The organism is Microbacterium sp. CFSPD4_SD4 (assembly GCF_057364585.1).
The window spans coordinates 360,393-375,240 of the sequence record NZ_JBNFOC010000001.1 but is presented as its reverse complement, the minus strand read 5'-3'; the positions used below and the strand labels follow the sequence as shown (position 1 = coordinate 375,240).

Sequence of the window (14,848 nt, the reverse complement as noted above, 5' to 3'; positions counted from 1 at the left end):
ACCACGACAGTCCCCAGGTCGACAGGAGTTCCATGGACGACAACGCAGCGCGCACAGCGGAGATCGTCGTCGTGGGGGCGGGGGCGGCGACGCACCGCTTCGTCGCACGGATGCTGGAGGACCCGGACCGTGCCGTGCGGATCACCGTGTTCGGAGACGAGGGACGCCTGCCGTACGACCGCTCCGTCGTGGCGCGCATCGTCGGCGGCACTCCGGCGTCGGCGGGCGAGCTCGATCGCGCGCCGTTCCGTGACGACCGCGTCCGCCTCATCGACGACGACCGGGTCCTGCGGATCGACAGGGGAGGGCACCGCGTGCGGACGCGGTCGCACCGGTGGTATGACTACGACGCGCTCGTCCTCGCGACCGGTACCCATGCCCAGCGGCTCGACGTGCCGGGGATCCGTGCCCGTGGCTCGTTCGTCCTGCGCGCGATGGAGGACGCGCACATGCTGCGTGCGTTCCTCGCCGTCCGTGCGACGGAGATGCCGCGGGCGCTGCGCGCGGTCGTCGTCGGCGGCGACGAGGGCGGAGTGGACGCCGCATGCGCGCTGCACGACGCCGGGGTGCAGACGACGATCGTGGACACCGCGGACCGCCTGCTGCCCGCACAGCTCACGGTTCCCGGGGCGAGCGCACTCCGCGGGATCGTCGAGGCGCGCGGTATCGCGGTCCGGACGCGGACGCGGGTGACCCGCGTCGACCCCGACGCGACGGGCGCGGTGACGGCCGTGGAGTTCCAGGACGGCACGTTCGCACGGACCGACCTCATCCTGACGACGGGTGCGCGGGCACGGGATGAGCTGGCACGGAACGCCGGGCTCCCCACGCGGCCGGGCGGCGGTGTCCTCGTGGACGCGGACGGGCGGACGTCCGACCCGCGCGTCCTCGCGATCGGCGACGTCGCCGCGGACCCGGCATCCGGCGGCACGGAGGCGGCCCTGGCGTCCGCGGATCGAGCGGCGGCCGCCCTGCTCGGCGCTCGGATCGCGAGCCCCGCGGGACACGGATGGCGCGGGAGTCCCGGCGGTATCGAGGTCGTGACCCTGCGTCTCCCGGACGGTGACGGGCCGACGGTCGACATCCCTCTTCCGAGCGGGGGAGACCGCGTGTTCGGGGAGGTCGTGCTCTCCGAGGATGCCCGCGTGGTGCATCGTGTGACGGTCATCGGCGCGTCGGCGGATGCCTCGCTCGCCGGTCTCGCGCCCGGGTCGCTCGACGGTCAGAGGGCGGCGCGGGCGCTCCTGGCCGCTGCCGTGGCCGCGGACGGTGCGGAGGCCTGCGCACATGGGCTGCGGTCCTCGCCGCTGGAGGTGCTGACAGCGGAGCTCGCGGACCGAGGGATCCGAACCGTCGCGGAGGCTCTGGACGGTGCGGTCGAGAGCCGCGGCTGCGGCCCCTGCCTCCGCCGTCTCGCGCTCGCGCTGCAGGGGCGCGCCGAGGTGAACGTCGGCGTACGGCCCGGCGACCGCGGAAGCCTTCGCTCCGAGGTGCGTCTCCGCGGGACGACGGCCGCTCCCGTCCTGGAAGTGCGCGTCGGCGACGAGTCCGACGGGACGCTGCTCCTCGTCGTGGGTCATCTCGCGGCACGACGCGAGGCGACGGTACGGATCGATCGAGGACTCCTCGCCGTCAGCGGGCTCCGGGCGGAGGACATACCGGACGCACTCGCGGACCTGCGGAGCGCCGGCGCCGTCGTTCCGGAGACCCTGATCGGCGGGGCGGACCTCGCGCGGCCCGGAGGCCCGATCGGCGTCGTCCGGCACCCGCCACGGACACGGCGACGCGCCGGTACTGCGAGGTCGGCGGAGGGCTCCGCATGAGTGCGCCCCCGCGTCCTGCTCCGGCGCTCGTCGGCTGCCGCGTCGTGGTGGTCGAGGTGCCGCGGCCGGTGCGCCCGGAGCCGGTCGACGTCGACACGCTTCTGCGGATCCTCGCTGCGACCGGCTCGGATGTCGTCCGGATCATCCCGCCCCGGGCGGACCACGCGATCCCGGCCGGCACCAAGCGGACGCTGTACCGGATCGCGTCCGGTCAGGTGGACGCGGTGCTGTTCCCCGTGGCGGAGGCCCTGCCCGGGTGGCTCGCCACCGTGGAACGACTGGGCATGCTCGACGCCATCCGCGAACGGTCGCGCACGTCCCGCCTGCTGCTCGCCACGACCGACGCCGCCGCGACCGCGCGATTGGCGGAGAGCGGCCTGCCGGCATCGACGTCGTGCGGGCCCACCGCGGACGACCTCGCCCGGAGCGCTCTCGCCCCGCTCACGTACGGGGTCCTCGAGCGACGGACGGCGGTGGGGCGCTTGGCGGTGCGCAGCGGAGGCGCGCTGATCGACGGAGGCTTCGTCCCGCTCTCCCGCGGCGCGGTCAGCATCCTCGAGGCCCTGTTCATCGCCGACGGGCGCGTGCTCACCAGGGCGGAGATTGGCCAGGTGCTGCCCGGCGGTCGATGCAGCGCCCGTGCGGTCGAGGTCGCGGTGGCGCGGCTGCGGGACGCCCTCGGCGACGGGGACCTCGTGCAGACCGTGGTCAAGCGCGGGTACCGGCTCGCCGTCCTCGACGAGGACTGACGACGCCGGAGAGCCTCACTCCGTCGGCGTCTCGGAAGCCGTCGGCACCGGGCTGGGCGCATCGCTCGGGGTCGGGGAGGGAGCGATCGACGAGGTCGGCGACGGCGTGGGCGTCGGTTCCGGAGCGGTCACCTGCGCATGCACGACCTGGCTGACGATCGCGCCCACGACGATGAGGGCGCCGACCGTGATCGCGATGGCGTTGTCGCGGGTGCGTCGGCGGATCTGATCCTGGTGCCAGCGGGTGCGGGCGGTGTGCAGCCGAGCGCGCTCCGCCTCGGTGCGTGTCTGCGCCTTCTTGGAACCGCGTGCGGCCATGCCCTGTCTCTCCCGTCCGACGCCGGTCCACGACGTCGCCTGAGAGCCTACCGGGGGCCCGGCCTCGCCTCGTGTCCCCGGCCGCCGTTAGCCTGGAGGAATGTCCTCTCCCTCCGCCCTGCTCTCCGGGCAGACACCGCTCGCCGTGCGCATGCGTCCGGTGTCGCTGGACGAGGTCGCGGGGCAGCGCCACCTGCTGCGGGCCGGGTCGCCCATCGTGGCTCTCGCCGACCCGGAGGCCAGCTCGCCCGGCGCGGTGTCGATCATCCTCTGGGGGCCGCCGGGCACGGGCAAGACCACGCTCGCGCAGGCCATCGCCCGCTCGTCCGGCCGCCGGTTCGTCGAGCTCTCGGCCATCACCGCCGGCGTCAAGGACGTCCGGGAGGTCATGCAGGAGGCGATCACCCAGCGCGACCTCTACGGGCAGACGACGATCCTCTTCCTCGATGAGATCCACCGCTTCACCAAGGCCCAGCAGGACGCGCTGCTGCCCGGCGTGGAGAACGGGTGGGTCATCCTCATCGCCGCGACCACGGAGAACCCCTCGTTCTCGGTGATCTCGCCGCTGCTGTCCCGGTCGCTGCTGCTCACGCTGCAGCCGCTCACCGATGACGACATCGGGGTGCTCGTGGACCGCGCGGTGTCGGATGCCCGCGGACTCTCTGGTACGGTCGCGCTCAGCGATGAGGCGCGGTCGGCGCTCATCCGCCTCGCGTCGGGGGACGCCCGTCGTGCCCTCACCGGACTGGAGGCCGCCGCTGCCGTGGCGCTGTCGCACGCCGCCGCCTCCGAGGTCGACGACGACGGCGAAGACCGGAAGACGGTGGTCCCGGAGGTCACCGCCGACGACGTGGCACAGGCCGTCGACAAGGCCCTGCTCCGTTACGACCGCCAGGGCGACGAGCACTACGACGTCATCAGCGCCTTCATCAAGTCGATCCGCGGTTCCGACCCGGACGCCGCGCTGCACTACCTCGCCCGCATGATCGAGGCAGGGGAGGACCCGCGGTTCATCGCCCGTCGGCTCGTCATCTCCGCCTCCGAAGACGTGGGGCTCGCCGACCCCCAGGCCCTCGGCATCGCGGTGGCCGCGGCCGACGCGGTGGCCTTCATCGGGATGCCGGAGGGGCGCATCCCGCTCGCCGAGGCCACCGTGTATCTGGCGACGACCGCGAAGTCGAACGCGGCCTACGTCGGCATCGACGCCGCCATCGCCGACATCCGCGCGGGGGGATTCGGGCGCGTGCCCCTTCACCTCCGCGACGCGCACTACCCCGGGGCGAAGCGCCTCGGGCACGGCCGCGGCTACCGCTACGCGCACGACAGCGAGTTCGGGATCGTGCCGCAGCAGTACCTGCCGGACGAGCTCGACGGGCGGCACTACTACGAGCCGAAGAACCTCGGCGCGGAGCGCGACATCAGCGCACGGCTGGAGCGCATCCGGCGCATCCTCGGCGACCGGTGAGCCGACGACCTCGGGCGTCTGCCGCCGTCTGTTAGACTTGAGCGGCTCGAAACCGAGTTTTCGGGCATCTCCTCGTTCACACCCCACCTCGACGGCACCCCGGCGTGCGCCCCGAAGCAGAACGCGGTGATACGTCCGTCGGACGTGAAATCCACGTCCACGTCATCGGAAGGATAACTTCGTGGTCACGAAGTCCCAGGACCGCCGCAAGGTGCGTCTCAGCCGCGCCCTCGGCGTGGCCCTCACCCCCAAGGCCGCCCGCTACCTCGAGAAGCGTCCCTACGCTCCGGGTGAGCACGGCCGCACCAAGCGCAAGGCCGACAGCGACTACGCCGTCCGTCTGCGTGAGAAGCAGCGTCTGCGCGAGCAGTACGGCATCCGCGAGAAGCAGCTGCGCATCGCGTTCAACGAGGCCCGTCGTCAGGACGGCCTGACCGGTGAGAACCTCGTCGAGCTCCTCGAGATGCGTCTCGACGCCCTCGTCCTGCGTTCGGGCTTCGCCCGCACCACGGCACAGGCGCGCCAGCTCGTCGTGCACCGTCACATCCTCGTCGACGGCCAGCTCGTCGACCGCCCGTCGTTCCGCGTGAAGCCGGGTCAGCTCATCCACGTCAAGCCCAAGAGCGAGGGCCTCGAGCCCTTCCAGGTGGCGGCCGCCGGCGGTCACGCCGAGGTCCTGCCGGCCGTTCCGGGTTACCTCGAGGTCGAGCTCGACAAGCTCCAGGCCCGTCTGGTCCGTCGTCCGAAGCGCGCCGAGGTCCCCGTGACCTGTGAAGTGCAGCTCGTCGTCGAGTACTACGCGGCCCGCTGATCCAGCGGAAGAGCATCAGGCAGGAGGCGTCGGGGTTCCCGACGCCTCCTGTCGTTTCCGCCTACGATGGAGAGACCGCGCCTTCGCGGCTCTAGGGCAAGGATGACGACATGAAGAATGTGCTGTGGTTCCTGATCGGCGTGATCGGCGGCTTCGTCGCGGCTCACTTCATGAACAAGGACCCGCGGGGCCACGACATCCTGGCCGACGTTGACGCCCGCCTCAACGGCCTCGCCGCGATCCTCAGCGACGCGTATCGCGCGCAGGAGGCTCGGTTGACCGAGCCGGGCGAGAACTGACCCCCCGCATCTGCGCCTCGGCGCGCCCCCTCACGCAAGGACATCCGGCACTCCTATGAAAACTGCGGAAATCGCGCAGCGCTACCTCTCCTACTTCGAGAAGAACGACCACCTCATCGTCCCCTCGGCATCCCTGGTCAGCGACGACCCCTCGCTGCTGTTCACGGTCGCCGGCATGGTCCCGATGATCCCGTACCTCACGGGCGTGGTCCCGGCGCCGCATCCGCGCATCGCCGACCTGCAGAAGTGCATCCGGACCAACGACATCGAGGAGGTCGGGCGCACCGCGCGTCACGGCACGTTCTTCCAGATGCTCGGCAACTGGTCGTTCGGCGACTACTTCAAGGAAGGCGCGATCCGCTACGCCTGGGAGCTGCTCACGAGCTCGGAGGCCGACGGAGGCCTCGGCTTCGACGAGAAGGATCTCTGGGTCACCGTCTACGAGACCGACGACGAGGCCGAGGCGATCTGGCGCGACATCATCGGACTCAAGCCGGAGCGCATCCAGCGTCTCGGCCGCGCGGACAACTACTGGAACACCGGCCAGCCCGGTCCCGGTGGCCCTGACTCCGAGATCTTCTTCGACCGTGGCCCGGCCTACGGCAAGGACGGCGGCCCCGCTGTCGACGACTCGCGGTTCCTGGAGATCTGGAACCTCGTGTTCATGCAGGACTTCATCGAGAACATCCGCGGCAAGACCGAGTTCGACATCGTCGGTGAGCTGCCGATGAAGAACATCGACACCGGCATGGGACTGGAGCGCGTCGCGTTCCTCAAGCAGGGCGTCGAGAACATGTACGAGACCGACCAGGTACGTCCGGTGCTCGACCGCGCCGTCGAGCTCTCCGGCCGCCGCTATGGGGCGGTCCACGAGGACGACGTCCGCTTCCGGGTGATCGCGGATCACGTGCGCTCCTCGCTCATGCTCCTCTCCGACGGCGTGCGTCCGTCGAACGAGGGCCGCGGCTACATCCTGCGGCGCCTCATGCGCCGGACCGTGCGCGCCATGCGGCTCCTCGGTGTCGACGACCCCGCGTTCCCCGAGCTGTTCGCCGCCTCCCGCGACGCGATGAAGTCGGCGTACCCGGAGCTGGAGCGGGACTGGTCCGTGCTCTCCTCGGCGGCCTTCGCCGAGGAGGAGACCTTCCGGCGCACCCTGGCGCAGGGATCGACCATCCTCGACCTCGCGCTCGACGAGACGAAGAAGGGCGGCGGGAAGACCCTCAGCGGTTCCGAGGCGTTCCTGCTGCACGACACCTACGGCTTCCCGATCGACCTCACCCTGGAGGTCGCCGAAGAGGCCGGGCTGGACGTGGACCGCGCCGCGTTCGACTCCCTCATGCAGGAGCAGCGTCAGCGCGCGAAGGACGACGCCCGCAACCGCAAGCGCCAGCTCGCGGATGTCTCGGTGTACCGCGACCTGCGCGCGCTCGGCGAGACGGGCTTCGACGGCTACACGGCCCTCGAGGTGGAGTCCCGTGTGCTCGGCCTGCTCGTCGACGGCGCGCCGGTGCGCAGCGCCGCCGAGGGCCAGATCGCCGAGGTGGTGCTCGCCGAGACGACGCTGTACGCCGAGTCCGGCGGCCAGGTCGCCGACAAGGGCACCATCGTGGGCCCGGGCTACGAGCTCGAGGTGCTCGACGTGCAGCGTCCGGTCCCCGGGCTGATCAGCCACACGGTCGAGGTCTCCCGCGGCACGGTCGCGGTCGACGACATCGCGACGACGATCGTCGACGCCGCCAACCGCCGCGCCGCCCGCCAGGCGCATTCCGCCACCCACCTCGTGCACGCCGCCCTCCGCGACACGCTCGGTCCGACGGCCACGCAGTCCGGGTCGCTCAACCGCGCCGGGTACATGCGATTCGACTTCGCCTGGTCGCAGGCGCTGTCGACGGACACCCGCACGGAGATCGAGGAGATCACGAACCGCGCCGTGCAGGACGCCCTCGAGGTGACCACCCGCATCGTGACGCTCGACGAGGCCAAGGAAGCCGGCGCCATGGCGCTCTTCGGCGAGAAGTACGGCGACGTCGTGCGGATGGTCGACATCGGCGGCCCGTGGTCGCGCGAGCTCTGCGCCGGCACGCACGTGTCGACCAGCGCGGAGATCGGCCTGGTCAGCGTGGTGGGGGAGTCGTCGGTCGGCGCTTCCAACCGCCGGATCGAGGCTCTCGTCGGCGCGGATGCGTTCCGTGAGCTCGCGGCGGAGCGGGCTCTCGTGTCGCAGCTCACCGCCTCCCTGAAGACCCCGCGCGAGCAGCTCCCTGAGCGGATCGCCGATCTCGCCGCAAGCCTCAAGGCCGCGGAGAAGCGCATCGCGCAGTTCGAGGCGAAGGAGCGGGCGGGGCGCATTCCCGCCATTGCCGAGGCCGCGACGCGCGTCGGAGACTTCCGCGTGGCGGCGCAGACGCTGGGCGATGTGGCCTCCGCGGACGATGTCCGCGAGCTCGTCAACGGCGTGCGCGACCGGCTGGGTTCCGATCCCGCGGTCGTCGCGCTCGGTGCGGTCGTCAACGGTCGCCCCGTCGTCGTCGTCGCCACGAACGAGGCTGCGCGCAGTGCCGGTGCGAAGGCGGGTGCGCTCGCGAAGCGCGCCGCCGGTGTGCTCGGCGGAGGCGGCGGTGGGCGTGACGACGTCGCCCAGGGCGGCGGCACCGACGCGGCGGCGCTGCCCGCCGCGCTCGAGGCCGTCTCCCAGGAGCTGCGCCGCGCGTGAGCGGTTATCGCCGCGGGGTCCGGCTCGGCATCGACGTCGGCCGAGCCCGCGTGGGCGTGGCGCGGTCCGATCCGGACGGCATGCTGGCCGTTCCCGTCGAGACCGTGCCGCGCGACGAGCGCTCGCTCACGCGCATCGCGGAGCTGGCTGCGGAGTACGAGCCGCTGGAAATCGTCGTCGGGCTGCCCGTGAACATGCAGGGTGCGGACACGCCGTCGACGGTGGATGCGCGCGAGTTCGCGGCGGCTCTCCAGGCGCGGAGCGGTGTGCCGGTACGCCTCGTCGACGAGCGTCTGAGCACCGTCTCCGCGCATGCGGCGTTGCGGAGTTCTGGGCGATCACAGAAGAACTCTCGTAGCATTGTGGATCAGGTCGCCGCCGTGGTGCTGCTGCAGCAGGCGATCGACACGGAGAAGAGCACCGGAAACCCGGCCGGTGCCCCGGTCCCCGTTGACGAGGAGCCCGCCTGAACATGTCCGAACGCGAGAGCCGTGCGCCCGAGCACGAGCAGAGCACCCGGTTGGGGGATCTGTTCGAGAACCTCCCCGCTCCGTCCCCGCAGGTCCCGACCGCCGGAGACGACACGCCGGCGCCCGGATCCCGCCGTGCGGCCAGGGAGGCCGCGGCGCGCGAGCAGGAGGCCCCGCCCGCTCCGGACGCCGGTGTCGCACCCGCTGCCGATGTGCCCGCCCGCCCGGTCTCGGCGTCGGCGGCGACCAATGCGGAGACACCGGGGAACGATCACCGGTCGGCGGTGCCCGGCGCGGATGCCGAACCGGTCGCGACACGCGCGATGCCCGTCGCCGCGACGAGCGCGGATGAGACCCCCGCTTCGGGGCCGCGCCGGTCGACCGGCACCGAAGACCCCGCACCCGCACTGGGCGGCGGGCTCGACGAGATCTTCGCCGCCCAGGACGACGGCCGCGATCACGGCGCGCCGACCAAGAAGAAGCGCCGCAAGGGCTGCCTCGTCGCCCTGATCATCGTCCTGGTGATCCTCGGCGGCATCGCCGCCGGCGGAGTCTGGGTCGCCAACACCTTCGGCGACCGCATCGCCGACGCCATGGGGTGGGGGGAGCCGAAGGACTGGGAGCCCGGTCAGGCGACCGGTGAGGTGTTCGTCACGATCAAGCAGGGCGACACAGGTGGCCCGGTGTCGACGGCGCTGTACGAAGCCGGCGTCACGAAGACCGAGGACGTCTTCTACGACTACCTCATCGACGAGAACATCGCGGTGACCTTCTATCCCGGCGTCTACCGCCTGCAGAAGAAGATGACGGCTGAGGATGCCCTCGCCGCGCTCCGCAACGAGGAGAACAAGCTCGAGAACACCGTTTCCATGCCGGAGGGCGGGACGATCGAATCGGCCCTGCCGTCCATGGCGGAGACTCTCGGGATGCCGCTGGCCGACCTCGAGGCAGCCGTCGCCGATCCGTCCGCGTACGGGGTGGAGGCGCAGAGCCTGGAGGGGTGGCTGTTCCCCGCGGTGTACACGTTCGACCCCGAGGTCACCGCGACGCAGGTCATCCAGCGCATGGTCGACCGGACGCGCGAATCGCTCGCCTCCGCCGGCGTCCCGGACGAGGACGCGCAGCGGATCCTCACGATCGCCTCGATCATCCAGCGCGAAGGCCGCACGGACGACTTCGCCAAGGTGTCCCGCGTGATCCAGAACCGCCTCGACGACGACATGCTGCTCCAGATGGACTCGACGGCGCAGTACGGGTACGGCTCCCTGCATGAGGGCGTGGTCTCGAGCTCGGCCGAGGCTCTGGAAGACCCCAACGAGTGGAACACCTACGTGAACAAGGGGCTTCCGGCCACGCCGATCGCGAGCCCGAACGATGCCGCGATCGATGCCGCGATGCACCCCGCGGACGGGCCGTGGATCTACTTCGTCACCGTCAACCTCGAGACCGGCGAGACGCAGTTCTCGGAGACCCTCGCGGAGCATGAGCAGGGCGTGGAGAAGTGGCGGGACTGGTGCCGCGCGAACCCCGACGCCGGTTGCTGACGCGGTGAACCGGAGACGGCTGGCGGTCTGGGGCGACCCGATCGGGCACTCACGGTCGCCGGAGCTGCACGCTGCGGCCTACGCGGTGCTCGGACTGGACTGGGAGTACGGGCGCCGTCAGGTCGGCGCGGAGGGCTTCAACGACGCGGTCGAGGCCCTCGACGACACCTGGCGCGGCCTGTCCCTGACGATGCCGCTCAAGGAGGAGGCGTACCGATACGCCGCCACCCGAGACGCCCACGCGGAGCTGACCGGCGCGGTCAACACGCTCCTGCTCTCGGAGACCCCGGCAGGATTCAACACCGACGTCGGCGGGATCGTCGATGCGCTCGGGGACGCCGGCATCCGCGAGATCGGGACGGCGCGGATCCTGGGCGCCGGAGCCACGGCGGCCTCGGCCCTCGTCGCTCTCGCCGACCTGGGGGCGACACGGGTCGAGGTCGCCGCCCGTCGGCCGGAGCGCGCCGCGGGGCTCGTCGGGATCGGGGAGCGACGCGGCGTCGTGGTCACCCCGCGACCGCTCGACGTGGTGGAGGGCGCCGTCGACCTCACGGTGGCGACCCTGCCCTCCGGCGCCGTGCTTCCGCCGGAGAGTGCCGCCCGACTGGCCCAGGGCGGCGGCACGCTGTTCGACGCCGCCTACGCGCCCTGGCCGTCCGCCCTGGCGGCGGCATGGGGTCCGGCGCCGGTGGTCTCCGGGCTCGGGATGCTGCTGCATCAGGCGGTCCGGCAGATCCGGATCTTCCTGCACGGCGACCCGGTCTCGCCGCTGCCGGACGAGGAGGCCGTCCTCGCCGCGATGCGTGCCACCCTCTGAGCGCCGCCCGACGAAACGCGGCACGGCGCGGGGGAAACGCATGGGAGACTAGAGCACATGCTCCGCGTGCTCACGGCCGGCGAATCGCACGGCCCAGAACTCATCGCCGTCATGGAGGGTCTGCCCTCCGGCGTCCCGGTGTCGTCCGAGGCCATCCAGGCCGACCTCGCCCGCCGCAAGCTCGGCTATGGACGCGGCTCCCGGATGAAGTTCGAACAGGACGAGCTCACGATCTCCGGTGGCGTCCGGCACGGGAAGACGCTGGGCAGTCCCATCGCCCTGCGCATCGGCAACACCGAGTGGCCGAAGTGGATCGAGGTCATGAACCCGGAGCCGGTGGAGCTCACCGACCGCTCTCGCGGACGTGGCGCCCCGCTGACCCGGCCCCGTCCGGGCCACGCCGACCTCGTGGGCATGCAGAAGTACGACTTCGACGAGGCCCGTCCGATCCTCGAGCGCGCGAGCGCCCGGGAGACCGCCGCCCGCGTGGCGCTCGGTGCCGTCGCCCGCTCCTTCCTCGGCGAGCTCGGCATCCGACTCGTCAGCCACACGCTCTCCATCGGGCCGGTGCGCGTGCCGGATGGCGCGGCGCTGCCGACACCGGACGACGTGGACGCCCTGGACGCCGACCCGCTGCGGTGCTTCGACCCCGCGACCTCGGCGCTCATGGTCGCGGAGGTGGACGACGCCAAGAAGGACGGCGACACCCTCGGCGGCATCGTCGAGGTCCTCGCGTACGGCCTGCCGCCGGGGCTCGGCTCCCACGTGCACTGGGATCGCCGCCTGGACGCCCGGCTGGCCCAGGCGCTCATGAGCATCCAGGCCATCAAGGGCGTGGAGGTCGGCGACGGCTTCGAGACCACGCGCCGCCGCGGCTCCGCCGCCCACGACGAGCTCTTCGCCACCGCCGACGGCATCGCCCGCGGCACCGATCGTGCCGGTGGCACCGAGGGCGGCATGTCGACCGGAACCGTGCTGCGCGTCCGCGCCGGCATGAAGCCAATCGCGACCGTGCCTCATGCGCTGCGCACGATCGACGTGGCGACCGGTGACGAGGCGACCGCGCACCACCAGCGTTCCGACGTCTGTGCCGTGCCCGCGGCGGGGGTCGTCGCCGAGGCCATGGTCGCGATCGAGCTGGCGCGCGCCGTGCTGGAGAAGTTCGGCGGCGACAGCATCCGCGAGACGCGCCGCAACCTGGAGGGGTACCTCGACGGCATCCCGGCGGAGCTGCGCACGGCCCCCGCGTCCGAGGCGGCGCTCATCGCGCATGACGAACGAGGCTGAGCCCCTGACGCTGGTCCTCGTCGGACCGATGGCGGCCGGCAAGACCAGCGTCGGGCGACGGGTCGCGCGGCGGCTGGGCGTCGCCTTCGTCGACACCGACAAGCGCATCGTCGCCGCGCACGGCCCGATCCCCGAGATCTTCGCCACGCATGGCGAGGCCCACTTCCGGGACCTGGAGCGCGCGGCGGTCCGGGAGGCCCTCGCCGAGGGCGGCGTGATCTCCCTCGGCGGCGGCGCCGTCACGGATCCGGAGACGCGCGCGCTGTTGCGCGCCCACCCCGTGGTCTTCCTCACCGTGAGCGAGGCCGCCGTCGCCGACCGCCTGCGCGGCGGGACGCGCCCGCTGCTGGCGGGCGAGGACCCGGTCGAGAAGTGGAAGCGCATCTTCGCCGAACGGCGAGGATGGTACGACGAGGTGGCGTCGACCACGTTCGACACCTCGCGGCGTCCGATGCAGCGCATCGCGGACGAGATCGTGGCATGGAGGAGAGAACAGCGATGAGCACGACGACCATCAGCGTCACCGGGAACGACGCCTACGACATCACGATCGGACGGGGGATCCTCGACCAGGTGTCCGCGGCTCTCGCGCCGGGCGTCCGCAAGATCCTCGTCGTGCACCCGCCGACCCTCGCGGCCCGCGCCGCCGAGCTCCGCGACCGGCTCCTCGCCGACACCGCGGACGGCCCGCGCGAGGTGCTGCTCGCCGAGATCCCGGATGCCGAGCAGGGCAAGCGCATCGAGGTCGCCGCCTTCTGCTGGCAGGTCATGGGCCAGGCGGACTTCACCCGGACGGACGCCGTCGTCGGCTACGGCGGGGGAGCGGTGACCGACCTCGCCGGCTTCGTCGCGGCGACGTGGCTGCGCGGCATCCAGATCGTCCAGGTGCCCACCACCGTCCTCGGCCTCGTGGACGCCGCCGTGGGCGGCAAGACGGGCGTCAACACCGCGGAGGGCAAGAACCTCGTCGGCGCCTTCTGGGCCCCGCGCGCCGTCGTCGGCGACCTCGACGAACTGGGCAGCCTGAGCCCCAACGAGGCCACCGCCGGCTTCGCGGAGGTCGTCAAGGCCGGTTTCATCTGGGCCCCGGAGATCCTCGACATCGTCGAGGCCGATCCCGCGCGCGCGGTCGACACCTCGACGGACGAGTTCCGCCGGGCCGTGGAGCTCGCGATCGACATGAAGGCGCAGGTCGTCTCGGACGACTTCCGCGAGGCCGGGCAGCGGGAGATCCTGAACTACGGCCACACGCTCGGCCACGCGATCGAGCACGCCGAGCGGTACCGCTGGCGGCACGGGGCGGCCATCTCGATCGGCATGCTGTACGCCGCGGAGCTGTCCCGGCTCGCGGGGCGGCTGTCGGACGCCGCCGCGGAGCGCCACCGCACGATCCTCGAGTCGCTCGGCCTGCCGACGTCGTACCGGGCCGGTGCCTGGCCGCAGCTGCTCGCCACGATGCAGCGCGACAAGAAGAGCCGCGGCGGCATGCTCCGCTTCATCCTGTTGGACGACATCGCCAAGCCCACCGTGCTCCAGGCGCCGGATGAGTCGCTGCTCTTCGCCGCCTACCAGGAGATCGGCGCATGAGCATCGCCGTCCGGCGCATCACACCGGAGGACTGGCGGGAGGTCAAGGCGCTGCGGCTGCGGGCCCTCGCCGACCCGGCCGCACCGATGGCCTTCCTCGACACCGTCGAGCACGCCGCCGCACAGCCCGACCGCTTCTGGCAGGAGCGCGCCGCGAATGCCGCGGGCGACGCCGCCGCGGCGCAGTTCGTCGCGATCGCCGACGACGGCGCCTGGACCGGGACCGTGACCGTGCTCCCGCATCGCGAGCAGCACGACGCGGGGCTGGTCGTCGGGGTCTACGTGGCGGACGCGCACCGCGGTGCGGGCGTCATCGATGCGCTCCTCGACGCCGCGGCGGCCTGGGCCCGCGATCGCGGCCTCCGCGCGCTCGTGCTCGAGGTGCACGTGGACAACTCCCGGGCGCAGGCCGTGTACCGCCGAGGCGGCTTCGTCCGGACCGGGGAGATCGAGACGGCCAACTTCGGGCGGGAATGGGTCATGCGCCGCGAGCTGGTCGACTCCGGGAGCGTGCCCGCATGAGCGCCCCGCGTCGGCTGCTGCTCGTCAACGGCCCCAACCTCAACCTCCTCGGCACCCGCGAACCCGAGGTGTACGGCACCGCGACCCTCGCCGACGTCGAGCGGATCACCGCCGAGGCCGCCGCCGCGCTCGGGTTCGAGGTGCGGGCGCTGCAGAGCAACCACGAGGGCGTGCTCATCGACGCGATCCACGACGCGCGGGCGGACTGCGCGGGCATCGTCATCAACCCGGGCGGCCTCACCCACACCTCCGTCGCCCTGCGTGACGCGCTCACCGGCGTCGCGTTGCCCTTCGCCGAGGTCCACATCTCCGACGTGTACGCCCGCGAGGAGTTCCGTCACCACTCGTACCTGCACGACGTCGCCGCGGTGCGTGTCATCGGACGCGGCGTGGAGGGCTACGCCGACGCGGTGCGGGAACTCGTCGCGCAGCTCTGAGCGC

General features: G+C 72.2%; 15 protein-coding genes. 14 read left to right on the top strand and 1 reads right to left on the bottom strand.

Annotation, left to right across the window (positions count from 1 at the left end; translation table 11 throughout):
* The first annotated feature begins 32 nt into the window (after nucleotides 1-32).
* Both AC2W7E_RS01875 and AC2W7E_RS01870 read left to right on the top strand, forming a co-directional pair.
* Nucleotides 33-1,823 (top strand): FAD-dependent oxidoreductase, encoded by a 1,791-nt coding sequence (locus tag AC2W7E_RS01875; RefSeq protein WP_485988427.1) that lies wholly within the window; start codon nucleotides 33-35, stop codon nucleotides 1,821-1,823.
* Nucleotides 1,820-2,572, top strand: coding sequence for a winged helix-turn-helix domain-containing protein (locus tag AC2W7E_RS01870; RefSeq protein WP_485988426.1), 753 nt, complete (start codon nucleotides 1,820-1,822; stop codon nucleotides 2,570-2,572). Before AC2W7E_RS01875 ends, AC2W7E_RS01870 begins: the two co-directional genes overlap by 4 nt.
* Nucleotides 2,573-2,587: 15 nt before the next feature.
* Here the strand turns inward: AC2W7E_RS01870 and AC2W7E_RS01865 are convergent, their stop codons facing one another.
* On the bottom strand, nucleotides 2,588-2,890 hold the full coding sequence (locus AC2W7E_RS01865; RefSeq protein WP_025103516.1) for a hypothetical protein: 303 nt from the start codon (nucleotides 2,888-2,890) through the stop codon (nucleotides 2,588-2,590).
* A 100-nt stretch (nucleotides 2,891-2,990) separates the two neighbouring features.
* Here AC2W7E_RS01865 and AC2W7E_RS01860 point away from each other — a divergent pair, with 100 nt between their 5' ends.
* The 12 genes from AC2W7E_RS01860 (at nucleotide 2,991) to aroQ (ending at nucleotide 14,844) form a co-directional block, all read left to right on the top strand.
* Nucleotides 2,991-4,355: a replication-associated recombination protein A gene (locus AC2W7E_RS01860; protein WP_485988425.1), complete on the top strand. Its 1,365-nt coding sequence runs from the start codon at nucleotides 2,991-2,993 to the stop codon at nucleotides 4,353-4,355.
* A 181-nt stretch (nucleotides 4,356-4,536) separates the two neighbouring features.
* The gene (gene rpsD, locus AC2W7E_RS01855) at nucleotides 4,537-5,166 is read left to right on the top strand and encodes a 30S ribosomal protein S4 (RefSeq protein WP_025103514.1); all 630 of its coding nucleotides are present in this window, start codon (nucleotides 4,537-4,539) and stop codon (nucleotides 5,164-5,166) included.
* A gap of 110 nt (nucleotides 5,167-5,276) precedes the next feature.
* Nucleotides 5,277-5,465 carry a hypothetical protein gene (locus AC2W7E_RS01850; protein WP_025103513.1) on the top strand — a complete coding sequence of 63 codons (189 nt, stop codon included), beginning with the start codon at nucleotides 5,277-5,279 and terminating at the stop codon, nucleotides 5,463-5,465.
* A gap of 55 nt (nucleotides 5,466-5,520) precedes the next feature.
* Nucleotides 5,521-8,181: an alanine--tRNA ligase gene (alaS, locus tag AC2W7E_RS01845; protein WP_025103512.1), complete on the top strand. Its 2,661-nt coding sequence runs from the start codon at nucleotides 5,521-5,523 to the stop codon at nucleotides 8,179-8,181.
* Nucleotides 8,178-8,651 carry a Holliday junction resolvase RuvX gene (gene ruvX / locus AC2W7E_RS01840; protein WP_060923676.1) on the top strand — a complete coding sequence of 158 codons (474 nt, stop codon included), beginning with the start codon at nucleotides 8,178-8,180 and terminating at the stop codon, nucleotides 8,649-8,651. Before alaS ends, ruvX begins: the two co-directional genes overlap by 4 nt.
* Nucleotides 8,652-8,653: 2 nt before the next feature.
* A complete protein-coding gene (gene mltG, locus AC2W7E_RS01835; protein ID WP_485988424.1) occupies nucleotides 8,654-10,195 on the top strand; it encodes an endolytic transglycosylase MltG in 1,542 nt (513 codons plus the stop codon).
* 4 nt (nucleotides 10,196-10,199) lie between these two features.
* Nucleotides 10,200-11,012, top strand: coding sequence for a shikimate dehydrogenase (locus AC2W7E_RS01830; protein WP_485988423.1), 813 nt, complete (start codon nucleotides 10,200-10,202; stop codon nucleotides 11,010-11,012).
* Nucleotides 11,013-11,069: 57 nt separating this feature from the next.
* Nucleotides 11,070-12,299 (top strand): chorismate synthase, encoded by a 1,230-nt coding sequence (gene aroC / locus AC2W7E_RS01825; protein ID WP_025103508.1) that lies wholly within the window; start codon nucleotides 11,070-11,072, stop codon nucleotides 12,297-12,299.
* The gene (locus AC2W7E_RS01820) at nucleotides 12,283-12,801 is read left to right on the top strand and encodes a shikimate kinase (protein ID WP_025103507.1); all 519 of its coding nucleotides are present in this window, start codon (nucleotides 12,283-12,285) and stop codon (nucleotides 12,799-12,801) included. Before aroC ends, AC2W7E_RS01820 begins: the two co-directional genes overlap by 17 nt.
* Nucleotides 12,798-13,886, top strand: a complete 1,089-nt coding sequence (aroB, locus tag AC2W7E_RS01815; RefSeq protein WP_085607558.1) for a 3-dehydroquinate synthase — start codon at nucleotides 12,798-12,800, stop codon at nucleotides 13,884-13,886. Before AC2W7E_RS01820 ends, aroB begins: the two co-directional genes overlap by 4 nt.
* On the top strand, nucleotides 13,883-14,407 hold the full coding sequence (locus tag AC2W7E_RS01810; protein WP_126893168.1) for a GNAT family N-acetyltransferase: 525 nt from the start codon (nucleotides 13,883-13,885) through the stop codon (nucleotides 14,405-14,407). Before aroB ends, AC2W7E_RS01810 begins: the two co-directional genes overlap by 4 nt.
* Nucleotides 14,404-14,844, top strand: coding sequence for a type II 3-dehydroquinate dehydratase (gene aroQ, locus AC2W7E_RS01805; protein ID WP_085607554.1), 441 nt, complete (start codon nucleotides 14,404-14,406; stop codon nucleotides 14,842-14,844). Before AC2W7E_RS01810 ends, aroQ begins: the two co-directional genes overlap by 4 nt.
* Nucleotides 14,845-14,848: the final 4 nt, after the last annotated feature.